Consider the following 23,514-nt stretch of genomic DNA (forward strand, 5'->3'; position numbering starts at 1 on the left):
CACGATGGGGTAGGAGCCCGCGCCGGTGACCGTGCGGATATCCAGCTTGGTGTGCAGTTCGCGTAGCTTGGCGCCGTCGGTGTCGACGACGGTGATGTCGTTTTCCTCGCGGGCAAGGTGCTCCGCCAGGGTGGCGCCGACCTGGCCAGCGCCAAGAATGATGATCTTCATTCGCTAATGTCCTCGCGGTCAAACTCGACGCAAAGCCGATACCCAATCCCCTGCTCGGTTTGCAGCAGGCTGGGAGTGTGTGGGTCATCGCCCAGTTTCTGGCGCAGCTTGCTAATCACAATGCGTAAATAGTGGGTGTCTTGCTGATGGCTTGGCCCCCAGATGGTGCGCAGCAGGTGGGTTTGCGTCACGATACGGCCAGCCTGGCTGATGAGCTGTTGCAGCACCGCAAACTCTTTAGGGGTCAAATGGATCGTCTCTCCGTGAAATGTCACTCGATGCGCAGCAATATCGACGCTTAATGCGCCACATTGATAACGTGATGGGGCAATGGCCGGTGGGTGCTGTCGCAACAGGGCGCGGATGCGGGCGAGCAGTTCCTGAATGCCAAAAGGCTTGGTGACGTAATCATTTGCGCCGCCGTCCAGGGCGCGCACCTTCTCTGCTTCCTGACCGCGAACCGAGACAATGATGATCGGGATGCCGACCTGCTGGCGCAGCGTTCTGAGGACCTGCTGGCCGTCGATATCGGGCAGCCCCAAATCCAGCAAAATCAGATCGATGGGTTCAGTCGTCAAGCGCTCTCGCACGGTATGCAGAGCGGCAGCCCCTGTACTGGCTTCGCAGATGCAAAAGCCTTGTGACCCCAGGCTGATGCGTAAGAACTGACGAATTGCGGGCTCGTCGTCGACGATCAGTATGCGGGCGGGCTCAGGTGTCATCGTTTGGCTCCTGAATAGAGGGCGAGAGAGGCAGCGTCATGATGATTTGCGTGCCGTGCCCATTGGGGCCATCCGCCGCTGCCACCGTGCCGCCATGGGCACCCAGCATGCCACGGCAAATGGCGAGACCCAGCCCGGTGCCGTGCAGGCTACGGTCACCGTCGTTGCCGGTGAAAAACATCTCGAATACTCGTTCACGCATGGCGGCGGGAATGCCGGGCCCTTCATCGGTGATCGTGAGTGTGAGCGTGGTATGGCGAGGGTCGGTAGACGCAGCGATGGTGATCACTCCGTCAGGCGGCGAAAATCGCGCCGCGTTTTCCAGCACATTGACCAGCGCCTGCTCGATCAAGGCAGGGTGAACGTTCAGGAGTGGCAGCTCGCCATCCCATGCCTGATGCACGTTGATATGCGTCAGTACACCCGCTAAGCGCCGGCGAGCGGAGGCCACCAGATCATCGACGCTGACCCAGTCGCGCTCGATCGCCAATTCGCCGTGGCCCAGTCGTGTCATGTCCAGCAAGTTCTGAATGTAACGGTTCAGGCGCTCGCTTTCATTGAGAACACCGTCCAGCAATGCAAAGCGGTCCTGCTGGCTGAGCTGCGCATCCAGCGTGCGCAGCGAGCTTGCGGCACCAATGATCGAGGCGAGCGGCGTACGTAAATCGTGAGACACCGAGGCGAGCAGGGCCGAGCGTAAGCGCTCTTGCTCCTCCGCCAACCGAGAGGCATTCAGCGCCAGCATACGCTCGCGGCTAACGCCCGCGATACGCCCCACCACCAGCGCGATTAACAAAAAGAACAGCAGTGTGACCAGCTGCTCCCGCTCAGACACTGCCAATGAAAAGTACGGTTCGGTAAAGCCAACGTTAAACGCTACAAAGTTCACCAGCGCACTCATGAAAGCAGCATAGCTACTGGCCAGAACGGCACAGGCAAGCACGGCCGTTAAAAAAATCAGCGATAAATTGGCCAGCGCGAGCCAGCTGTGCAACCACCAAGCGGCCAGCAGCGCAGCACCGCTAGTACCGAGCACCAAGGCTGACTCGCGCTGATCAGGAAGGCGAAACGCTGGCATCTTGTTCACCGTCAACGCCGCCAGAACATGGGGGTCATCAGCACCACGACCGTCAATATCTCCAGGCGGCCCATCAGCATGCCCACACATAAAAGCCACTTGGCTGCATCGGGCAGTGTGGCGAAGTTGCCTGCCGGGCCAATGGTATCGCCCAGGCCAGGGCCGACGTTGGCCACCGCCGTGGCGGCGCCCGAAAGCGCCGTCACCAGGTCCAGTCCCAGCGCGGCAAGCCCTAATGCCAATACGGCAATAGTGATAAAGAAAAAGAACGAGAAGGCCACGACGCTGCGCGAAATATCGCTGGTGACCGGCTGCTGGTTGTAGCGGGTGGTAAAAATGCCGTTGGCATGAATCAGGTAGCGTAGCTGATTGCGCAGCATCAGCATGGCGATCTGGAAGCGGAAGATCTTCATACCGCCGCTGGTGGAGCCGCTACAGCCGCCAATGAACGTCAGGTAAAAGAAAGCTGCAATCGGCAGTGTGCCCCACAGCGTATAGTCATCCGACGCATAGCCGGTAGTGGTGACCACGGACATGACGTTGAAGGTGACGTGAGTCAGGGAGACAAACCAGTCGTCGCCTTGCAAAACGCGCCAGGCGGTCAGGATGACGATGGCTGCCAACAGCAGTTTGAGCAGCCCACGCACCTGTTGGTCTTGCCATAAGGCGCTGCGCGAAGAGCGGATGAAACGGATGTACAGTACGAACGGTAGCGCACCGCAGAGCATGAAGAAGCTGCCCATCCACAGCAGCCAGGGCTGTTCTGCATAGGCGCCAAACGAGGCATCAGAGTTGGCAAAGCCGCCGGTGGAGAGCGAAGACATGCCATGCACGATGGCATCCAGTGGCTGCATACCGCCTAGCCAGTAACTGACCATGGCCGTTAGCGACAACATCACATAGATCGACAGCGTGGCTTTGGCAATGCCGCCGGTGCGGGGCATGACTTTATCCGACCAGTCCGAAGATTCGGTATGAAACAGGCGCATACCGCCCACTTTCAAAAACGGCAGAATGGCGATGCCCATGACGATAATGCCGATCCCCCCCAGCCACTGCATCAAGCCGCGCCAGAGCTTCAAGCCGTCTGAGAGATTCTCGATGCCCACCAGCACAGTAGAGCCCGTGGTGGTGATGGCCGACACGGATTCAAAGACGGCATTGGTAAACGTTAGCTGCGGTGCGCCAAGAATCAGCGGCAGGCTGGCAAAGCCGCTAATGCTTACCCAACTGCCCGGCGTAAGGATAAACATCTGCCACGGTTTGAGTTCTAACGACGCACGATAAGTGAGCAGCAGTGTGGTAGCCACACAGGCGAGCACGAGCATGATAGAGAGGCCGAACGCCCGGGCGTCCGGGTCGCGCTCAATGAGCAGCACCGCCCAAGGCACCATCATGAACAGTGCGAGGATAAGCCATAGTACCGATAAAATCTTGAACACCGGTGCCCAGTGTCGGTAAAGCTCATTGCTGCGATAGAACCTTGCGTTTGTCGTATGCATTGCCTTGCTCATCGTTCATTTTGCTTAAGCATGGCCTATAACATCATGCACCTGCATAAAAAGTCCGTAAAAAATAAAATCCCGGCGCAGATTTCTCAGACGCCGGGGATGAGCAAGCCGCTCAAGCGAGGAAACAGCGCGTCAAGTACGCATCAACCTTTCACACCCCCAGCGGTCAGGCCGCCGATGATCCAGCGCTGGCAGATCAGGAAGGCCACGGTAATCGGCAGGCCGGACAGCACCGCCGCGGCGGCAAAGTTACCCCAGCGCTGGTTGTGGTCGGCCAGGTACTGCTGGGCGCCCACGGCCAGGGTCAGCTTGTGCTCGTCCACCAGCAGTACCGACGCCATGGGGTACTCCATGATGCTCATCACGAACGCCAGAATGAACACCACCATCAGGATCGGCAGCGAGAGCGGCAGCAGGATGTAGCGAAACGCCTGCCAGGTGCTGGCGCCATCCACCATGGCGGCCTCTTCCAGCGAGCCGTCGATGGATTCGAAGTAGCCCTTGATCGTCCAGATATGCAGCGCCACCGCTCCAAGCGACGCCACGATCAGTGCGCCGTGGGTGTTGATGCCCAGCCAGCCCACGAACTGCCCCAGCCGGTCGAACAGCGCATACAGCGCCACCAGCGAAAGTACCGCCGGGAACATCTGAAAAATCAGCATGCCTTTGAGCAGTGGCTCCTTGCCCTTGAAGCGCATGCGCGCAAAGGCGTAGGCGCTGGTGGTGGCCAGCATCAGGATCAGCACCGACGACACCACCGCCACCTTGATGGAGTTCCACAGCCACAGCAGCACCGGGAAGGGCGGCTGCACGACGGTGCCGTCGGCGCGCTCCCAGGGGATACCCAGCGCCAGTGACCAGTGCTCCAACGAGACGTTCTCGGGGATCAGGCTGCCGCTGGCAAAGTTGCCCTCTCGAAACGAGATCGAGATCACCAGCAGCAGCGGAAACACGATCAGCGAGACAAAACAGATCAGTGCCAGATGTGCTCCCAGGCGGCGTATGCCCACGGAGCGTGGTTGAACCATTGCCATCAGTAACCTCCTAGACCTTCACTTTGGAAAGGCGCAAATTGAGCAACGACATACCGGCCACCAGCAGGAAAATCAGCGTGGCAATGGCGGCCGCCAGGCCGAAGTTCTGTCCGGCATCCTGGAAGGCAATGCGGTAGGTGTAGCTCACCAGCAGGTCCGTGGTGCCTGCCGGGGTGCTGGCCCCCAGAATGTCCGGGTTGCCACCCGTGAGCAGCGCAATCAGCACGAAATTGTTGAAGTTGAACGCAAAGGCGGCAATCAAGAGCGGCGTCAGGGGCTTGATGATCAGCGGCAGGGTGATATGGAACAGGTTGCTGATGGGGCCGCCGCCATCCACCGCCGAGGCTTCGTACAAATCCCGAGGGATCGCCTGAATCAGCCCCATGCAGAGCAGCAGCATATAGGGGTAGCCTAGCCACGTATTGACGATGAGCAGCATGCTGCGGGCCAGCCACGGGTCGGTGAACCACTCGGGCCGTATGCCGAACAGGGTATCCAGAATCATGTTCACTTCACCGAAGTGCTGGTTGAACATGCCCTTGAAAATCAGAATCGAAATGAACGCCGGGACGGCGTAGGGCAGAATCAGCAGCGTGCGGTATATCGCTTTGCCGCGCAGCTGATCCCACTGCAGCAGGGAGGCAAGCACGAAGCCCACGGCCAGGGTAAACACCACGGTGAGGCTGGCAAACACGAAGGTCCATACGAAAATTTGCATGAACGGGCCGCGAATGTCCGGGTCGGTGAAGATTTGCGTGTAGTTCGAGAAGCCCACGTTGACCGGCCAGCCCGGGGTGATGCGCTGGTCATCGTCGGCGACGAAAAAGCCGATGGTGTGGTCCGGTGTCAGCACTCGGTCGTCTCGGCGGTCGTATAGCGTGCCATCCTCCCGGGCCTCGTAGCGGTCAAGCATAGGCGCAAACTGGCGAATACCGGCCATGCGCAGCTCGGTGCCTTCGGGCGTGATCAGGCGTAGCCCCTGCAGGGCACTGCGCGCTTGAATGATGTCGCGCATGGGCAGCGGGTCTGCGGTGGGAGCGTCACTGGCCGCCTGCAGGCCCAGCTGGCGAGACTCCACATTGGCCAGATTCAGCGGTGACGACATCCAGCGCTGGCGCTCGTTTTCCAGCCGCAAACGCACCAGATCGCCTTCGGCATAAAGCGTGAGATCGAAAGCGTCATCGTCTTCCTGATAGGTCTGGCTCATCAACTGGCTGCGCACCCGCTCTTCCGAGAGCAGGTTGGTGGAGCTGTAGTTGCTGAAGCTGATCCCGAAGGTGTAGATCAGTGGAAAAATGACGAACACCCCCAGCCCTGCCACGGCTGGGAAAATATACCGGTGGCTCATCAGCGAACGCTTGGTGAAGACCACGCCCAGCGAGCCGCCGAGAAGCAGAAACAGCAGTGCGAACATCCACTGCCCGTTCAAATGAAAGGCCAGCACCAGCCAGAGTAGAGCGATGACCAGGGCCGCTATCACGCCGCGCAGAGCCCAGCGGGTGTAGCGTTCGGCAAGATGGCGAGAGCGGTGGCGGGGCAGGCCACGAGACGCATTGGTGGTATACATGATGGCTTCCTGAAGGCTGCCCGGCGCTTACACCGCCGGGCAGCAAGGGCAAAAGAGTGGCTACTGACGCATCCGGCGAGCAGCGGCATCCAGCGCTTCCTGGGGCGATTGGCGCCCGCTGCCGATGTTCTGCAGCGCGGGCTCCATGGCCGCCCAGAAGGCTCCCATTTCAGGAATGTTGGGCATCGGCATGCCCACTTCGGCGTTGTCGAGCGTGGCGGCAATGTTGGGGTTGTCCGCCAGCGCTGCCTGGTAATCGATATGCGCCACTGCGCCCAGCGAACCGTCGCTGTTGAAGGTGCGCATGCCCGCTTCACTCAGCAGGTAGTTCTCCAAAAATTCCACCGCCAGGAAGTCGTTGGGCGTGGCGGAATTGATCATCGCGGTCATCACGCCAAACATCGGTCGGGCGCGCTCGTCGCCTACCCGGGGCAGCAGCGCCACGCCATAATCGATGCCGCTGCGCTCCAGGTTGGGCCATGCCCAGGGGCCGCTGATCATGGTGGCGACTTCGCCCCGGTTGAAGCGAGTATCCATCAGGTTGTAGTCGGTGCCCCGGGGCACCACGCCGCTATCGATCAGCTCCACCAGCAGCTCGGCCCCCTGCAGGGCACCGGCATTGTTGACCCCAATGTCGCTGACATCATAGCCGCTATCGGTTTGCTTGAACGGGTAACCGCCGTTGGCGGCCAGCAGGGTCCAGCCATAATAGGGCTCGCTGTAGTCGAACAGGATGGCCTTTTTACCCTCAGGGGCCAGGGTGGCGTCCAGTTCGATCAGTTCCGCGAAGCTGTCGGGCGGGGTATCCACCAACGCCTTGTTATAAATCAGGCCAAGGGACTCCACGGAAATCGGGTAGCCATAGGTATCACCGTTCCACAGCGCGGCTTCCCAGGTGAAATCGAAAAACCCTTCACGGAACGCGCTGCTGGGGGATACTTGCCGGAGCAGGCCGCTTTGCGCCCATTCCCCCATGCGGTCGTGGGCCCAGATGACGATGTCCGGCCCCTGACCGCTCCCCGCCGCCTGCTGAAAGCGGTCGGTGAGGTTGTCCGGAAACACCACCTCGACCGTGATGCCGGTCTCTTCCAGAAACTGCGCGGCCACTGCGCGAATGCCTTCCTGCCCCTTGTTGTCGCCCATCCAGATCGTCAGGCGGTCCTCCTCGAAGGCCAGGGCGGGGGTAGCGAGGCCGGTGGCCAATGCCGTGGCGAATAGCGGCGTGAAAAAGCTGCGTTTCATTGTCATGATGTGCATACCTCGTGTAAGGCCATTGTTATTGTCGTGCACGATGCCGTCAGCGCGTGCCTTGTCGTGCCAGCCTCGCCAATCTGGTGTTGCGCCGCCTCCTCCCTGCGGGGGAGGAGGATGGCGTATGTCGGGGGCGTAGGGCCGAGCACTGCAGGCACCGCCTGACAGGAAAAGCAGCCATGGCGATTTTTTTGTAGTAAAATTACACGAAATATTGCGTATAATGCCCGTTATCAGATAGATTTTAGGTAATCTAACTACATAAGTTGGATCACCTAATTATAAACAGGAGCTGAGATGAGCCAGTCACATGCACCGCTAGGCGACCCCAATCATGCGATTGATCTCGCGCTGTTCGGGGCGCTTGGTGATCTTGCCATGCGCAAGCTGTTCCCTGCGCTGTATCATCTTGACCGCGAAGGGCTGATGCCTGAAAGCACGCGGATCATGGGGCTGGCGCGTCAGGAGCATGACACGGCCGAGTTTCGTCAGCTGGTCAGCGCCGCGTTGCAGAAGCGCCTGAAGAAGGACGAGCACGACAAGGCCAGCATGGAGCGCTTCCTGCAACGGCTGGAGTACCTGAAGCTCGACTTCACCACAGTGGACGGCTACGACGCGCTTCGCCAATGGCGTGAAGGCGCACGGCGCCCCATGGTGGTCTACCTTTCCGTGGCGGCGCGGATCTATGGCGATATCTGCCACAATCTCCAGGCCAGCAATAGCCTGGATGACGACACCCGAGTGATCGTCGAGAAGCCGATTGGCTATGACCTGGCGTCGTCGGAAGAGATCAACGACGCCATCGGTGCCGTGTTTCCCGAGTCCCGCATCTACCGTATCGACCACTATCTTGGTAAAGAGACGGTTCAGAACCTGATTGCCCTGCGCTTTGCCAACCCGCTCTTCGGCACCCAGTGGAACCAGAACCACATCTCTCACGTCGAGATTACCGTGGCCGAAAAGGTCGGCATCGAAGGGCGCTGGGGCTATTTCGACGACGCGGGCCAGCTGCGCGATATGGTGCAGAATCACCTGCTGCAGCTGCTCTGCCTGATTGCCATGGACCCGCCTTCCAATCTGGATGCCGATGCCATCCGTGATGAGAAGGTAAAAGTGCTCAAGGCGCTGAAGCCGTTTACCGGCGAAGCGCTGGGCCGCGACGTGGTGCGTGGCCAGTACATTGCCGGTACCAGCGATGGCCAGGCCGTGCCAGGCTACCTGGAAGAAGAGGGCGCCAACACCCAAAGCCAGACCGAAACCTTCGTGGCCATGAAGACCGAAGTGTCCAACTGGCGCTGGGCAGGCGTGCCGTTCTATCTGCGTACCGGCAAGCGTATGCCGGAAAAGCTGTCGCAGATCGTCATTCACTTCCGTCAGCAGCCGCATTACATCTTCGACCCGGACCAGCGTGGTATCGCTTCCAACAAGCTGATCATTCGCCTGCAGCCGGAAGAGGGCATCGCCCTTCAGGTACTCACCAAGGATAGCGGCCTGGACAAGGGCATGCGCCTGCGTCCCGGCCCGCTGCACCTGGATTTCAACAGCGCCTTCCCGAAATCGCGTATTCCGGATGCCTACGAGCGTCTGCTGCTGGAAGTCATGAAAGGCCAGCAGTACCTGTTCGTGCGGCGTGACGAAGTGGAGCACGCCTGGCGCTGGTGCGACCAGCTGATCAATGGCTGGAAATCACGCGAAACTCCGCCGCGCCGCTACCCCGCAGGCTCCTGGGGTCCGGTGGCCTCGATTGCCATGATCACCCAGGATGGCCGCAGCTGGTACGAGGATTATTGAAATGAGCACTACACGACAAGCGCTGGCCGAGCAGCTGGCTGAAGCCGTTTATCAAGCCCTGGCGGCAGACCTTGCGCACCAGGAGCGTGCCCTGCTGGTGGTATCGGGCGGTTCGACGCCGGTGCCGTTTTTCAAAGCGCTGGCGCAAAAGCCGCTGGCCTGGGCGCGGGTGGACATCACCCTGGCCGATGAACGCTGGGTGGATGAGCAGAGCAGCGACAGTAATGCCAAACTGGTGCGCGACAACCTGCTGCAAGGCCCGGCAGCAGCGGCTGCGTTCGTACCGTTGACCTCGGCACACGGCACGCCGGAAGAGGGCGTGGCTGCCGTGGCCGAGGCCACGGCAGGCCTTGCCTGGCCCGCCAGCGTGGTGATTCTGGGCATGGGCGGAGACGGCCACACGGCCTCGCTGTTCCCGGATAGCCAGGAGCTTGGGCTGGCGCTCTCCACCGACGAGCCGCTGGTTGCCGTGCGCACCCCCAGCCAGCCGCAGCCGCGTATTACCTTCTCGGCGGACCGCCTGCATCAGGCAAAACGCCACATTCTGCATATTACCGGCGATGACAAACGTGCCGTATTGGCCAACGCCATGAGTGGTGACGACGTTCGGACACTGCCGATTCGCGCCTTTTTATCTTGCCCGCTGGCGATCTACTGGGCGCCCTGACGGCAGGCCTTCGCCAATAACAATTTGCTTGGAGATTCACTGATGACCATCGATAAACAGTTACCCTCAACGCGCACCGCCGAGCTGGACAGTATTTGCCTGAAGGCCGAAGTCATTCCGGTCATTACCATCGAACGCATCGAGGATGCCGTGCCGCTGGGCCGTGCGCTGGTAGAGGGCGGCCTGAGCGTTCTGGAAGTGACGCTGCGCACCGACTGCGCGCTGGAAGCCATCAAGCGCATGAAAGAAGCCCTGCCGGGGGCCAGCATTGGTGTCGGCACGGTGCTCACGCCTGCCCAGTACCGCCAGGCCGAACAGGTCGGCGCCGATTTCGTGGTGACGCCGGGGGCCACCGAGGCGCTGTACCGCTACGGCGTCGAGAGCCCGGTGCCCATGCTGCCGGGCGTTTCCACCATTTCCGAGCTGATGACCGGCTGGCAGTACGGCTACCGCCGCTTCAAATTCTTCCCCGCGGAGTCCAGCGGCGGTGCCAAGGCAATCAAGGCGTTCGGCGCGCCGATCCCGGAAGCGCGTTTCTGCCCCACGGGCGGCATCACCGTGGACAATGCCGAATCCTACCTCTCGCTGCCCAACGTGATGTGCGTCGGCGGCTCCTGGCTGACCCCGAAAGCCATGGTCGACGCCGAAGATTGGGACGGCATCCGCGAACTGGCCCGTCAGGCCGCCGAGCGCTTCCATCACTGATGTAACACCGTAATACCGTACCGAGCACTCTCGTCACTTGCTTCACTGATGTCGGGTCATGTGAGCAGGACGCTTGCCCGAGCATGTTGCCATGCTCGGGCTTTTTTGTTGGACTTGACTAGGACTAAAGACGGATAACGTCGATATATTCGCGTCAACTAAGATGAGGCTTCGATATGTCAGACATTTGGCGCGCGTCTCGATGTATGGCGCGTTCTTTATATAAAGAGGAAAGCGAGCATGCATATGTTGACCCTGGCGTCGTTCCTGTTTTTCACAGGGCTTGTCGCCTTCATTACGTGGCGCATCACTCGGCGCGACGATCACTCCAGCACTAGCGGCTATTTTCTAGCAGGGCGCACGCTTACCTTTCCGCTAATCGCAGGCTCGCTGTTAATGACCAACCTCTCTACGGAGCAGATGGTAGGCCTCAACGGTGCGGCGTTTGCTGATGGGTTAAGCGTCATGGCTTGGGAAGTTGTGGCAGTGATTGCTCTGGTCGCTCTGGCGTTATTTTTCCTTCCGCGCTTTCTGAAAAGTGGTATTGCCACGCTGCCTCAACTACTCGAAATTCGTTTCGATAAAACAACGCAGCTGATCACCAACGTCATTTTTCTTATTGCCTACGCGGTCATTCTGCTGCCGATCATTCTCTACTCGGGCGCCATTGGTTTGCAGGGAATGCTCGATCTTCAAGGGCTGACGGGCATTGAGTCGACCAATACGCTGCTTTGGCTGACGGTATGGATCGTTGGCATCATTGGGGCCATCTATGCCCTGTTTGGCGGGCTGCGCACGGTTGCTGTATCCGATACGCTGAATGGCGTCGGGCTTTTGATTGGCGGTTTCGTCATCGTCTATTTCGGCCTGCAGGCGGTCAGTGACGGCAGCGGCGTGATGGAAGGTTGGAATATTCTCAAAGAGAGCGATCCGGATAAGCTGAATTCGATTGGTGGCCCTGAACAGCAGGTGCCGTTCTTCACCCTGTTTACCGGCGTCTTCCTGATTAATCTCTTCTATTGGAGCACCAACCAGCAGATCATCCAGCGCACTTTTGCCGCGAAGAACCTGGCCGAAGGGCAGAAGGGCGTACTGCTGACCGGTCTCTTCAAACTTCTGGGGCCTCTGTATCTGGTGCTGCCGGGTATCATCGCTTATCACTTGTATGCCGATCAGGGCGTACGTGCCGACGAAGCTTATGGCCATCTGGTATTTAACGTGCTGCCCCCTTACCTCACCGGTTTCTTTGCCGCCGTGATGGTCGGGGCCATTCTGTCGTCGTTCAACTCTGCGCTGAACAGCACCACGACGATTTTCAGCATGGGTATTTATAAGGGTGTGCTGAATAAAGACGCGACCGAAGCGCAGGTGGTGAAGTCCGGCAAGGTGTTTGGTTGGATCATGGCTGTGACCACCATGATCATCGCGCCGCTGTTGGCGGGCCAGGAGAGCCTGTTCGGCTATTTACAGAAGATGAACGCGATCTACTTCATCCCCATTCTGGCGGTCGTGCTGGTGGGATTGCTGACCAAGCGAGTACCGCCGATGGCCGCCAAGGTGGCGCTGATCGGTGGCTGTTTGCTGATTGCCGCAGGCTACTTCGTTCCGCCGTTCACGCTATTGCCGCAGGTGATGCACGAGTTCCACTTTGTCGCGCTGGTGTTCGTGCTGCTGGTGGCGGTGATGCTGGTGATTGGTAAAATGCGTCCCCGCGAGACCGACTGGGTTCAAGAGCACAGCGGTGATGTGGATTTGACGCCTTGGAAAGGCGCTGTGCCTGCCGGAATCGTATTGGTGGTGCTGGTCATCGTGATGTACATCAGCTTTGCGGCTTAAGGCCTGGCATTCATAACGCAGTGAACAAGGCCCCGCTATGGTTATCGAGGCCTTGTGCTTTAAGGCTATTGGCTGGTCAGGTCAGTCGCAGAGGTAATTCTGCTAGGCCTGCAATACCGGTTTCTACCACGTAAAGCGAGCCTGCGGTCGGCTCCTGAGCTAACTGCTCAGCGCTAAATCCTTCTTGTGCTGTGGTGATATAGAGCTTCGTAAGGCCGGGGCCAGCAAATGCTGGGCAAGAAGGTTGGCTCACTGGTAACTCAACGCGACCAATAATGTCGCCATCAGGGTTTAAGCGCACGACCTGTCCTGCCCCCCACAGGGCTAGCCATAGGCAGCCTTCGCTATCGACGACTGCGCCATCGGGATTGCCAGCGGTAGAGGAGAAGTCTGCCCAAGGCTCTGGGTTGCCCTGGGGCCAGCCTTCCCTGTCTAGCGTCCAGCGCATCACGACGCTTGTGGCCGTATCGGTAAACCAAGCCAAGTGGCCGTCTGCCGAGAAACAGAGGGCATTGGGAATGGTTAGCCCGGTGCGTAAGCGTGTGAGTTCGCCTCGATGCAAGCGATACAGTGCTCCGGCCCCCGGTTCGGCAGCCTTACCCATGCTGGAAAGCCACAGACTGCCGTGGCGGTCCACGCGGGCGTCATTGCTGCGAGTAAGCGGGTTATCGGTTTCAAAACTTCCCCATCGCTTGACGGTTCTAACGTGCGGGTCGAAGAGGCTCAAGCGGTCTTCACCCACCAGCAGCAGGCCGCCGGTGTCGAGCGGAGTAGCCAACGAGATTTTGTGATCGAGCGCATATTGACCGCTATTCTGGCTGGCAGGGGCTAGCCAGTGCAGCCGCTGCTCAAGAATGTCGCACCAATAGAGCCGCTCGTTCGCTGCGTCCCACTGTGGGCCTTCTCCTAGCGTGCAACGGCAATCAAGGGCCAATTCCGCTTGCCAGGTTGAGGTATGCTCGTTTGGACTCATCATTGCCTAGCTGCCTGCCAAGCGTCGACCAGCGCCTGTGCCTGTTGTCCAACTTGAGCGGCGCTTTGGCCGGGTTTATACAGCGCGCTGCCAAGGCCCGCTCCGTCCACGCCAGCAGTGCGCCACTCGGCAAAGTTCTCTACTCCTACGCCGCCCACGGCATATAGCAGCGTCCCTTTGGGCAGTACCGCGCGGACTGCCGTCATGCCTTCTAGACCCACCTGGGCCGCTGGAAATAGTTTTAAGCCGGTAGCGCCGGCGTCTAATGCATCGAACGCTTCAGAGGGGGTGACGATGCCCGGCCAACTGGCCATGCTAAGCCGATAAGTTTCTTCGATGACAGCCGGGCGGCAGTTGGGGGATACGATCAAACGGCCCCCAGCGGCGTGAACATCCCGCACTTGCGCGGTGGTTAAGACCGTTCCAGCACCAATCACGGCGCGTTCGCCAAAGGCATCCACTAGGAGACGGATGCTGTCTAACGGTTCGGGTGAGTTCAGCGGCACTTCAATCTGAGTAATCCCAGCGGCAAGCACCGCGCCTGCAATCTCAACAACGTCGGTGGGGGTGACCCCACGTAGAATACCGATTAAGGGCAGTGACATAGGCGATTTCTCCATATATCGGTTCGGCAAGCAAGGGCAGCGTTAAGCCGTTTCCTTGAGTGCATGGTGGGCGAGGCTTAGGCCTGCCAGTACGGCGGTGTTGCCGTCCAGATGCTGAGTAGGGTGGCCGATGGTATTTAATGCCAAGGTGTAGCGCTGGCAAAGGGCTTGATTGCCAATCAGCGTAATGGGCTCATTTGACGCGTACTGGCGGGATGCACTGGATAGTTCTAATCCAATCACCAAGCCCGAGAGCCTCGCCGCCAGGAGATTGTGTCGTAGGACATCGCTGGGCGGTTTGGTGTCCAGCAAGTCCTGTGCGCGTAGGCCAAACAGGCGGCTGCTAAAGGCGTCTGGAGCCTCATAGCTTTCACGCACCGCTGCCAGGAAGATGTCACGCCCTATCTCGTCATCCAGGTCGTCGCTGCCGATGGAGTGCCGTAACACCGATTGACGCGCCAGCAAATGGTAAAGCTCCCCTGTTAAATAGGTACTAAAGCTACCCACCGTTCCCGCTTCCAGCTGGGCCCATTTAGAGTGAGTGCCCGGCAGACAGGCGAGACCTGAAAAGTGGGGGTGATCAGCCAGCAAGCCCGCCAGTTGGGTCTCTTCGCCGCGCATAACATCGAAATGGGTAGCGTTAGCGCGGGTTTGGCTCAAGCCGGGGAGTAAATAAACTCGCAGCTGCTGGTTAGCCAGTTGAGGCGTCACTGCTCCCATGCCTAGTTGATGAAGGGGCGTGGGCACTGGTAGGTAGGCGGCTTCCAACCAGCCTTGGCGTGCCCCTGCCATACCGCACACCACCACGTCCACCTGGCGGTTCGCGGGCAGCCAGTCGGCGATCAAGCGCAGTAACTCAGCTTCATACTGAACTGGGGTTAACGCGAGCATTCCCTTACTGCTACTGGCTTGGGCAATGACTTGATCGTGCTGGTCCAGTCCCCAGACGCGAAGATTACTGGAGCCCCAGTCTGCGGCAACCCATGCTAGGTGTTGTTCAAGGGCGCTCTTCATGTGCGCTCTCCATCCACGGCGATGAATACGCTTTGACCAGCTAAATTATTAAACTCCACTTTATTGATTGGATCTGTCATGCCGCTCTCCATTGGCTAGCTCAAGGTTACCACTCGGCGATTGAGCCATCTTCATGGGTCCACAAAGGGTTGCGCCAGCGGTGCCCGGTTTTGGCCCGCTCTTCGACAAAGGCTTCATCGATTTCCACTCCTAACCCTGGGCCTCGAGGGATGGCACAAAAGCCGTCTTCAATGGCTAACGCCGTTTTATCCACTAGGTAGTCCAGCACATCGTTACCCTGGTTGTAGTGGATCCCCATGCTTTGTTCTTGGATAAAGGCGTTATGGCTCACCGCATCCAACTGCAGAGAGGCGGCCAGGGTAAGAGGGCCCAGCGGGCAGTGGGGCGCTAGAGCAACGTCGTAGGAAGAGGCGAGCGCCGCAATTTTTAGCCCTTCACTAATACCGCCGCAGTGGGAAATGTCCGGCTGCACGATATCGATCATGCCGTCTGCCAAGAGGTCGCGGAACTGAAAGCGGGTGTGCAAGCGCTCGCCGGTAGCTAGAGGGTAGCCAAGGCCTCCAGCGATATTTTTTAAGCAGGCCAGGTGTTCGGGAGCCACTGGCTCTTCGACAAACATGGGATGAAACGGCTCCAGTTCGCGTAGCAGCGCTTTCGCCATTGGCCGATGTACGCGGCCATGAAAGTCGATGCCAATACCCACGTCAGGCCCTACCGCGTCCCGCGCTTCTGCTACTCGGGCGACCGCCTCATCCACTTTGCGATGGGAGTCGACGATCTGCAACTCGGGCGTGCCGTTCATTTTGAAAGCGGTGAACCCTTTCTCTACCAGGGCTTTAGCACCCGCGCCCACATCGCTTGGGCGGTCGCCGCCAGTCCAGGCATACATCCGCATCTTATCGCGAACGGCCCCGCCTAAGAGTTGATGGACGGGCACACCCAGATCGCGCCCTTTTAAATCCCATAGCGCTTGGTCGATCCCTGCAATGGCGCTCATCAGAATCGGGCCGCCTCGGTAGAACCCCGCGCGATACATGGTGTTCCATAGGTGCTCGATCCGGTGAGGGTCTTGACCAATCAAGTAGTCGGCCAGCTCGTGCACGGCGGTTTCTACCGTGGCGGCACGCCCTTCAATGACCGGTTCGCCCCAGCCGTAGCACCCTTCATCGGTTTCGATTTTGAGGAAAAGCCAGCGGGGCGGCACTTGCCAGGTTTTTAAACGGGTGATTTTCATCGATCTTCTACCTTTGCTAGCGAGATAAGTGATTAATGAGTGAAGGAGGGCTCGTCGACAATGCCCAAATCGACTGCCGTACGGCGCAGGACTTCTTTGGCAGCCGCCGCTGCGGCTTCCGGGTCGCGATGGACGATGCCCTCTAAAACGGCCTGGTGCCTCGTTAAGCTGTCATCAAGCGTGCTGGTTTGGTGTTGGGAGCCGTGCACCAACGCCATTATAGAGGGGCGTAATAAGTGCCCCATTTGCCGCCATACAAGGTTGTGGCTAGCGCTGTAGGTGGCATCGTGGAACATCACGTCGTATTCCGCGTGCTGATGGCGACCCGCCGGGTCCGTTGCCGTTCGCTTCATGCCTTCAAAAGCGGCTCGCAAACGGTCGAGGTCTTCTTCATTAGCGGCTTGGGCCGCTAAACTGGCCACGATCGGTTCTGCCGAAAAACGAAAGGCGTAAATGGCGCGGATCAGCTCGGGATCTAGGTTGGTAAGCCCAGTCATCCATTCGCTCATCAGCGGGTCGAGTAAGTGCCAATCGCTCATTTGTCTGATTTGCGTTCCTCTACCTGCTGTGCGCTCTAAAAGCCCGGCAGCCGTTAAGCTGGCTAAGGCGTTGCGTACTTGATTGCGGCTGACGCCAAAGTGGTTGCTGATATCCATCTCTTTGGGGAACAGCTCGCCTGGTTGCCATGTTCCCGCCAGCAACGCTCTGGCTAGCAGGCGCGCTAAATTGATGGCTCCGCCGGAGTGAGGCGGTAAAGCATTCAGCGACATGGATAACTCTCTTTGAAATAGTTTGAAAAAGTCTATTAAATGTCTGACATTTTAACAAGTCAGCCAATAGTAGCCAGTAAGGCTATTGGATGAAAGATTAAGAGAAAGCATCGTGATACGCTAACTTAAACGATTAAGTTTACCGATTAAGTTAAGGTTTTAAGCATGACGTTAGCGGATTTTGAGCCCCAGCGGCCTGTGGTGCATTTCACCCCGCCGATGGGCTGGATGAACGATCCCAATGGGCTGGTGTTTTTCGAAGGCGAGTACCATCTGTTTTATCAGTTTCACCCCCTGGGGACCGAGTGGGGGCCGATGCACTGGGGGCATGCGGTCAGCCGTGACCTGTGCCGGTGGCAGCATTTGCCCATTGCGCTGGCGCCCGATGAAGAAGGGGCCTGCTTTTCCGGCAGCGCCGTGGTGGATGAGCACGATGTCACGGGGCTGTTCGATGACAAGCCTGGGCTGTTGGCGTTCTATACCTGCCACAAGGTGCTCTCCGATGACCCGCAGGATTACCAGCAGTCCCAGTGCTTGGCGTACAGCCGCGACAAGGGGCGGACCTGGCAGCGCTACGCGGGGAATCCCGTCCTGCCGCCGCCCGGTTTCAAGGATTTCCGCGACCCCAAGGTGGTGTGGCATGCCCCCAGCCAGCGCTGGGTGATGGCGCTGGCCTGCGGGCAGGAGATTCACTTTTATACCTCGACCAACCTGTTGGCGTGGCAGTTTGCCAGCGCTTTTGGGGCGGGCGAGGGCGCGCACACCCAGCACCCCTGGGAGTGCCCGGACCTGTTCGAGCTACCGGTGGAAGGCGCCGAGCCCCATGAGCCCGCGTCGCGTTGGGTGCTGGTGGTAGGCATTGGTGCTACGCCGGATAACCCGTTTGGCTCGTTTACCCAGTACTTCGTGGGTGATTTCGACGGCCAGCGTTTCACCAATGACAACGCCCCGGATAGCGTGCTGATGATGGACGAAGGGCGGGACTTCTACGCGGTGCAGAGCTGGTCGAATACCCCTGGGCGGCGGCTGGCGCTGGCGTGGCTGAACAATTGGCAGTACGCCAACCATGCCCCTGAAGCGGGCTGGCGGGGCACCATGAGTCTGCCCAGGGAGCTTGCGCTGCGCGCAACGCATCGCGGCGTGCGCTTATATCAGCGCTTCACCCGTGAAGCGGTGCAGGCGCTCGGCGCCCCCCGCCATCTCTCGCCTCGCTCGCTGCAAACGGTGGGGGAGCACTGTATCGCCCTGCCGGAAGGCACGGCCGTGCAGGGGCAGATGACCCTGACGCTGCAGCCGGGGACGCGGCTGGCGCTCTCGCTGCAGCAGGGCTACCAGCAGCAGTTATGGCTGTCGGCAGGCGAAACGCAGACGGCGCTGCACTATGCGCGCCAGGGCAGTAATGGCCAGGCCGCCTTCGATGAACACTTCGTCTGCGACCATGCGGCAGGCAGCGTCGATGGATTGACCGTCAAGATCCTCTGGTGGTGCGATCACGGAACGCTGGAAATGCTGATCGAGGGCGCCACCGAGCAGCGCAGCATCAGCCAGGTGAGCCTGGTGGATCATCGACGTCAGCCGACCACGCTGAACCTGGTCAGCGGTCGGGTGGCGATCATGGAAGGCTTCACTCAGAGCGTCGCCGAGTAGACTGCTCGGCGACGCTGAGCGCTAGCCTGCGGAGCCGCGCAGGGCTTCGATATCGGCGTGGGTGGGCAGGGCGGCATAAGCGCCGGGTCGGGTCACGGCATGGGCGCCACAGCGGCAGGCAATGTCCACCGCGCGGCTGAGAAACGCGCTGTCCTGATGCCAGTTGGTGCGGATGCCGAACCGGGAAAGCTCCGCCAGCAGGCCGCCAATGAAGGCATCGCCACCAGCGGTGGTGTCCACGGCCGTCACGCTGGGCGGGGTGATGGTCTGCTCGATACCAATACCTTTCAGCACCACGTCATGGGGGCCGTCAGTGATCACGATGACTTTCACACCGGCGGCCATACGCTCGGCGAGCCACGCCTCCTTGGGATGGTCGCCGCGCAGGTAGTCCAGCTCTTCCAGCGAGACCTTCACCAGCTCGGCGCTATCGATCAGCTCGGTGACCCGCCACACATCCGCCGAGCCGTCCGCCCAGAGGTTATGGCGCAGGTTGGCATCCACGCTTACCAGGCAGCCCGCTCGCTTGGCCATGGCGGCAATGGCCAGGGTGGTGTCGGCGATTTCCGGGTCGGTCAGGCTGTTGCTGCACAGGTGCACGATGGCAGGCTGCTCGAACACGCCGTGGGGCAGGTGCTCCAGGCGGTAGAGCAGGTCGGCGGCGGGTGGGCGGTAGAAGTCGAAGGTGCGCTCGCCATGGCTGTCTCGTGAAACGAAGGCCAGCGCCGTGCGGGCCTCCCGGGTCAGCACCACGCCTTGGGTGTCCACGCCGTGGCTTTGCAGCTCACGGATCAGAAAGTGCCCAAAGGTATCATCACCCACCATGCCCAGAAACTGGCTGGGTACGCTCAACCGGGCGCAGGCCACCGCCACGTTGGCTGGCGCACCGCCTGCGTAGGGGGTGAAGGTCTCTAGCCCCGTGTCGTCGCCCAGGCGGCTGGAGAGCATGTCAATCAAGGCTTCACCGAAAGCAATCACCGGCGTCATAGGTCTTTCCTTGTCATTATTGGCATTGGATGTGAAACAAGCGCGTCACGCGACGCAGTGGCCGCGGGCCGCCTCCAGCAGTTCGTACCAGGTTTCTCGGGGTAGGGCTTCCGGGCCATTGAGCATATCGGCAATGCGCTCCGCTTTAACGCTGCCCACCACCGGCGCCGGGCGGCCGGGCAGGGTGCGCAGCCACGCCAGCGCCAGCGCGCCAGGGGTGCTGCCGAGCTCGCCTGCCAAACGGTTCAGCACGCGGCTGACCTCGCCTTGCATCAACTGGCCGCCCGCCAGCGGCGACCAGGCCATGGGCGCATGGCCATCGGCGTTCAGGTCGTCGAAGCTGCCGTCGAACAGCGGCGCACTATGGGCAATGGAAAGCTCGATCTGGTTGGCCCGAAGCGGCTGGTGCATATGGCGTTGCAGCCTGCGCCACTGGCTGGGCAGGTGGTTGGAAATGCCCGCCGCGCCAATCTTACCCGCGTCGATGGCATCGTCCAGCGCACGGCCGGTGGCCTCGGCATCCATCAGCAGGTCCGGGCGATGAATCAGAAAATGATCGAGGCGCTCGACGCCCAGGCGGCTCAAGGCATCGTCGATGGCCCGGCCGAGATATGCCGGGCTGGCATTGTAGTGCTTTACCTTGCCGGAGCCCGCGGCCGGGTTGTCGTTGGCAATGCTGGCTTTGGTCACCACGTGGAGCCGCTTGGCCAGGGCCGGGCGGGCACGCAGCGCCTGGCCGAATAGCGTTTCGCAAGCTCCGTTGCCGTAGATGTCGGCATGGTCGAACCAGTGCAGGCCTTGTTCCAGGCGGGCTTCTATCCAGTCGGCCAAATGGCTCGCCTGGTGCATCTCTTGCGCTTCATGCAGGCGCATCATGCCGAGTACGAACGGCACGTCAAAGGTCACAGCAGCCATGGCGTATGTCCGTCGGTTTAAAAGACTTCTTCGTTATGCAGCGCTTCGGCGGCACCCAGCAGGCCGGTCCACGGGTGGGTCACGATCCACACCGGAATATCGGCGGTGTACGCTCCCATGCGCCCCTTGTTGACGAAGCTGGCGCGCAGCTCGCATTTAGGCAGCCACGCCAGCAGCCGGGGCAGAATGCCGCCGCATAGATACACGCCGCCGCGTGCGCCCATGGTCAGGGTGGCGTCACCGCAGACGTCACCGAGAATTTTCAAAAAGCGCAGCAGGGTGGCCGTGGCCAGGGCGTCGCCCTGATTGGCCGCCTGGGTCACCTCGGCCGGGGTTTCGCAACGTGGCGCTTGGCCTTCCAGCGTGCAGTGGGCCTGGTAGAGTTCCAGCAGCCCCTGGCCGCACAGGATGCGTTCGACGCTGACCCGCTGGTGGCGCTGCAGGAAAACATCCAGCAGTGCGCGCTCGGTGGTGTCGGTAGGTGCAAAGGTGACGTGGCCGCCTTCGGTGGGCAGCGGAATCCAGGCGTGCTGGCCGGGAAACACCCCGGCCACGCCTAGCCCGGTGCCCGGGCCGATGACCAGACGGGTCGAGTGCGACTGGGCGACGCCGGGCTGCACTTCGACGAGGTTGTCTTCACCCACGTGGGGTACGCCCAGCGCCTGGGCAGTGAAGTCATTGATGACCTTGAACAGCGACAGGTTCAGCGCCTGCTGAACGTCGCTTTTCATGAAGTCCCAGTGGTTGTTGGTCATTTTCACCCGCTCGGCGTGTACCGGGCAGGCGAAGGCCAGGCAGGCCTCCTCGGGGGCGTTATCCCCGGTCGCGCCCACGCGGGCGAGGTAATCCTGAACCGCCTCGACCACGCCGGGGTAGTCTGCGCAGGGCAGGTTGAGGATATCGTGGGGCGTCACCTCGCCCGGCGTCACCAGCGCCAGGCGAGCGTTGGTGCCGCCAATATCACCGATCAGTGCCGGTCGCATCAGGCGTCCTCTTGAAAGATCTGACCTTCCTGGCGGGCCAGGTCATCGGCTTCGAAGCCCCCCAGCGAACCGGCACCCTCTTCACCGCGCATGGCGAGATGACGGAAGCCCGCAAACAGCTCGCGGCCCAGGCCGACGTGGTAGTGGTCGAGGTTGGCAACGGCCAGCGGGCGCTCGGCCCAGGTAGCGGCATCCACCTTGGCTTCCAGAGTGCCGGCATTGGCATCCAGGCGCACCACGTCGCCGTCGCGCAGCTTGGCCAGCGGGCCGCCGTCCAGCGCCTCCGGGCTCATGTGAATGGACGCAGGCACTTTGCCCGACGCGCCGGACATGCGGCCATCGGTGACCAGCGCGACCTTGAAGCCACGGTCCTGCAGCACCCCCAAAAACGGGGTGAGCTTGTGCAGCTCGGGCATGCCGTTGGCTTTGGGCCCCTGGAAGCGCACCACCACAATCACGTCACGGTCCAGCTCGCCGGATTCGAAGGCGGCTTTCATTTCGTTCTGGTCTTCGAAGATCTTGACCGGTGCTTCGACCACTCGATGCTCTTCGGCCACCGCCGAGACCTTGATCACGCCTCGGCCCAGGTTGCCTTTCATGACGGTCAGGCCGCCGGTAGCGGCAAAGGGCGTGGCAACCGGGCGCAGGACTTCTTCGTCCAGGCTTTTCTCCGGGCCTTCGCGCCAGACCACTTTGCCATTTTCCAGGAAGGGCTCCTGGGTGTAGGCGGTCAGGTCGGTGCCGAAGACGGTGGGAATGTCGCCGTGGAGCAGGCCAGCGCCCAGCAGTTCGCGGAACAGGTAGCTCATGCCGCCTGCGGCCTGGAAGTGGTTGATGTCCGCCTGGCCGTTGGGGTACACCTTCATCAGGCTGGGGGTCACCGCCGAGAGGTCGGTGAAGTCGTCCCAGTTCAGGGTGATGCCCGCCGCTGCCGCCATGGCAATCAGGTGCATGGTGTGGTTGGTCGAGCCGCCGGAGGCCAGCAGGCCGACCACGGCATTGACGATGGCGCGCTCGTCGATCTGCTTGTAGAACGGGCGGTACTCGCCACCCGCTTCGGTATTGCGAATGGTCTGTTCGGTGGCGTAGCGGGTCAGCGCTTCGCGCATCTCGGTGCCGGGGTTCACGAACGACGTGCCCGGCAGGTGCAGGCCCATCACTTCCATCATCAGCTGGTTGGAGTTGGCGGTGCCGTAGAAGGTGCAGGTGCCGGGGCTGTGGTAAGAGTCGGACTCTGCCTGCAGCAGCTCTTCGCGGCCCACCTTGCCTTCGGCATATAGCTGGCGAATGCGCGCTTTTTCCTTGTTCGGCAGGCCGCTGGGCATGGGGCCTGCGGGCACGAACATGGCGGGCAGATGGCCAAAGCGTGCGGCACCGATGAACAGGCCCGGGACGATCTTGTCGCACACGCCCAGGTAAATGGCGGCGTCGAACATGTTGTGTGACAGCCCCACCGCCGTGGCCATGGCAATCAAGTCTCGGGAGAACAGCGACAGCTCCATGCCCGGCTGGCCCTGGGTTACGCCGTCACACATGGCCGGTACGCCGCCCGCAAATTGCGCGGTGGAACCCATGGCCCGCGCCGCCGCCTTGATGGTTTCCGGGAAGGTTTCAAACGGCTGGTGGGCCGACAGCATGTCGTTGTAGGACGAGATGATGCCCAGGTTGGCGCTGTTCATCAGCTTCAGGGCATCTTTTTCCTGGGGGCTACAGGCAGCAAAGCCGTGGGCCAGGTTGCCGCAGGAGAGCTCGGCACGATGCACGCCACGCTTGTGCTGGTCGGCCATGCGGCGCTCGTAGAGGGCGCGGCGCTCGGCAGAGCGTTCACGAATGCGTTGGGTGACTTCCGCGACCTTGGGGTGAAGGGCTGCGGGGGTAGAACCAGACGTTGAACCAGGCATAGAAACCTCTGCATGAGTAGAGACGGTGAAAGTATCTTGTAGTTATTTTACATTTTATGGCGCCAATAATAGAGACCTTACGGCAATAAAAAGCCGATTTATAGCTTAAGTTGTAGTTTTATTACCCGAAA

The 23,514-nt window shown here is 60.5% G+C and carries 21 protein-coding genes; 5 read left to right on the forward strand and 16 right to left on the reverse strand.

Annotated features, from left to right (window positions below; translation table 11 throughout):
- From FEU76_RS11045 to malE, 7 genes are all read right to left on the reverse strand, one after another.
- Positions 1–171 (reverse strand): NAD-binding protein (locus tag FEU76_RS11045; RefSeq protein ID WP_186299136.1); only part of this gene is annotated, 171 nt, incomplete at its 3' end.
- Positions 168–893, reverse strand: coding sequence for a response regulator (locus FEU76_RS11050; protein WP_144982995.1), 726 nt, complete (start codon positions 891–893; stop codon positions 168–170). The genes FEU76_RS11045 and FEU76_RS11050, both read right to left, overlap by 4 nt.
- A complete protein-coding gene (locus FEU76_RS11055) occupies positions 883–1,971 on the reverse strand; it encodes an ATP-binding protein (RefSeq protein ID WP_144982998.1) in 1,089 nt (362 codons plus the stop codon). Before FEU76_RS11055 ends, FEU76_RS11050 begins: the two co-directional genes overlap by 11 nt.
- 11 nt (positions 1,972–1,982) lie before the next feature.
- On the reverse strand, positions 1,983–3,473 hold the full coding sequence (locus FEU76_RS11060) for a TrkH family potassium uptake protein (RefSeq protein ID WP_144983001.1): 1,491 nt from the start codon (positions 3,471–3,473) through the stop codon (positions 1,983–1,985).
- A gap of 152 nt (positions 3,474–3,625) precedes the next feature.
- Positions 3,626–4,516 (reverse strand): maltose ABC transporter permease MalG, encoded by an 891-nt coding sequence (malG, locus tag FEU76_RS11065; RefSeq protein ID WP_144983004.1) that lies wholly within the window; start codon positions 4,514–4,516, stop codon positions 3,626–3,628.
- A 10-nt stretch (positions 4,517–4,526) separates the two neighbouring features.
- Positions 4,527–6,083 (reverse strand): maltose ABC transporter permease MalF, encoded by a 1,557-nt coding sequence (malF, locus tag FEU76_RS11070; protein WP_144983007.1) that lies wholly within the window; start codon positions 6,081–6,083, stop codon positions 4,527–4,529.
- Positions 6,084–6,143: 60 nt separating this feature from the next.
- Positions 6,144–7,331, reverse strand: coding sequence for a maltose/maltodextrin ABC transporter substrate-binding protein MalE (malE, locus tag FEU76_RS11075; protein WP_260851399.1), 1,188 nt, complete (start codon positions 7,329–7,331; stop codon positions 6,144–6,146).
- A gap of 300 nt (positions 7,332–7,631) precedes the next feature.
- Between malE and zwf the strand changes: the two genes are divergently transcribed.
- The 4 genes from zwf (at position 7,632) to FEU76_RS11095 (ending at position 12,333) form a co-directional block, all read left to right on the forward strand.
- On the forward strand, positions 7,632–9,125 hold the full coding sequence (zwf, locus tag FEU76_RS11080) for a glucose-6-phosphate dehydrogenase (protein WP_144983012.1): 1,494 nt from the start codon (positions 7,632–7,634) through the stop codon (positions 9,123–9,125).
- 1 nt (position 9,126) lies between these two features.
- Positions 9,127–9,792, forward strand: a complete 666-nt coding sequence (gene pgl, locus FEU76_RS11085) for a 6-phosphogluconolactonase (RefSeq protein ID WP_144983014.1) — start codon at positions 9,127–9,129, stop codon at positions 9,790–9,792.
- Between the two features lie 42 nt (positions 9,793–9,834).
- Positions 9,835–10,497: a bifunctional 4-hydroxy-2-oxoglutarate aldolase/2-dehydro-3-deoxy-phosphogluconate aldolase gene (locus FEU76_RS11090; protein ID WP_039179577.1), complete on the forward strand. Its 663-nt coding sequence runs from the start codon at positions 9,835–9,837 to the stop codon at positions 10,495–10,497.
- 240 nt (positions 10,498–10,737) lie between these two features.
- Positions 10,738–12,333, forward strand: a complete 1,596-nt coding sequence (locus tag FEU76_RS11095) for a solute:sodium symporter family transporter (RefSeq protein ID WP_096922766.1) — start codon at positions 10,738–10,740, stop codon at positions 12,331–12,333.
- Positions 12,334–12,409: 76 nt separating this feature from the next.
- Here the strand turns inward: FEU76_RS11095 and FEU76_RS11100 are convergent, their stop codons facing one another.
- The 5 genes from FEU76_RS11100 to FEU76_RS11120 all read right to left on the reverse strand — a co-directional run bounded on the left by FEU76_RS11100 (position 12,410) and on the right by FEU76_RS11120 (position 16,950).
- A complete protein-coding gene (locus FEU76_RS11100) occupies positions 12,410–13,309 on the reverse strand; it encodes an SMP-30/gluconolactonase/LRE family protein (RefSeq protein ID WP_229800788.1) in 900 nt (299 codons plus the stop codon).
- Positions 13,306–13,911, reverse strand: a complete 606-nt coding sequence (locus tag FEU76_RS11105; protein WP_096922767.1) for a 2-dehydro-3-deoxy-6-phosphogalactonate aldolase — start codon at positions 13,909–13,911, stop codon at positions 13,306–13,308. The genes FEU76_RS11100 and FEU76_RS11105 overlap by 4 nt, the downstream gene beginning before the upstream one ends.
- 42 nt (positions 13,912–13,953) lie before the next feature.
- On the reverse strand, positions 13,954–14,925 hold the full coding sequence (locus FEU76_RS11110) for a 2-dehydro-3-deoxygalactonokinase (protein WP_096922768.1): 972 nt from the start codon (positions 14,923–14,925) through the stop codon (positions 13,954–13,956).
- A gap of 106 nt (positions 14,926–15,031) precedes the next feature.
- Complete coding sequence (gene dgoD / locus FEU76_RS11115; protein ID WP_096922769.1) at positions 15,032–16,180, reverse strand: galactonate dehydratase; 1,149 nt, start codon at positions 16,178–16,180, stop codon at positions 15,032–15,034.
- A 32-nt stretch (positions 16,181–16,212) separates the two neighbouring features.
- Positions 16,213–16,950, reverse strand: coding sequence for a FadR/GntR family transcriptional regulator (locus FEU76_RS11120; RefSeq protein ID WP_144983016.1), 738 nt, complete (start codon positions 16,948–16,950; stop codon positions 16,213–16,215).
- Between the two features lie 165 nt (positions 16,951–17,115).
- On the opposite strand from FEU76_RS11120, the gene FEU76_RS11125 reads away from it, so the two are divergent.
- Complete coding sequence (locus FEU76_RS11125; RefSeq protein WP_144983018.1) at positions 17,116–18,597, forward strand: glycoside hydrolase family 32 protein; 1,482 nt, start codon at positions 17,116–17,118, stop codon at positions 18,595–18,597.
- 21 nt (positions 18,598–18,618) lie between these two features.
- Here FEU76_RS11125 and FEU76_RS11130 read toward each other — a convergent pair whose 3' ends face one another.
- The 4 genes from FEU76_RS11130 to edd are packed head-to-tail and all read right to left on the reverse strand — an operon-like array spanning position 18,619 to position 23,383.
- Positions 18,619–19,584, reverse strand: a complete 966-nt coding sequence (locus tag FEU76_RS11130; protein ID WP_144983020.1) for a carbohydrate kinase family protein — start codon at positions 19,582–19,584, stop codon at positions 18,619–18,621.
- Positions 19,585–19,629: 45 nt separating this feature from the next.
- Complete coding sequence (locus FEU76_RS11135) at positions 19,630–20,499, reverse strand: aldo/keto reductase (RefSeq protein ID WP_144983022.1); 870 nt, start codon at positions 20,497–20,499, stop codon at positions 19,630–19,632.
- A gap of 17 nt (positions 20,500–20,516) precedes the next feature.
- Complete coding sequence (gene glk / locus FEU76_RS11140) at positions 20,517–21,482, reverse strand: glucokinase (RefSeq protein WP_144983023.1); 966 nt, start codon at positions 21,480–21,482, stop codon at positions 20,517–20,519.
- Complete coding sequence (gene edd / locus FEU76_RS11145) at positions 21,482–23,383, reverse strand: phosphogluconate dehydratase (RefSeq protein ID WP_144983025.1); 1,902 nt, start codon at positions 23,381–23,383, stop codon at positions 21,482–21,484. Before edd ends, glk begins: the two co-directional genes overlap by 1 nt.
- Positions 23,384–23,514: the final 131 nt, after the last annotated feature.

The organism is Halomonas sp. C22 (assembly GCF_007655045.1).
Taxonomy (GTDB): Bacteria; Pseudomonadota; Gammaproteobacteria; order Pseudomonadales; family Halomonadaceae; genus Vreelandella; species Vreelandella hamiltonii.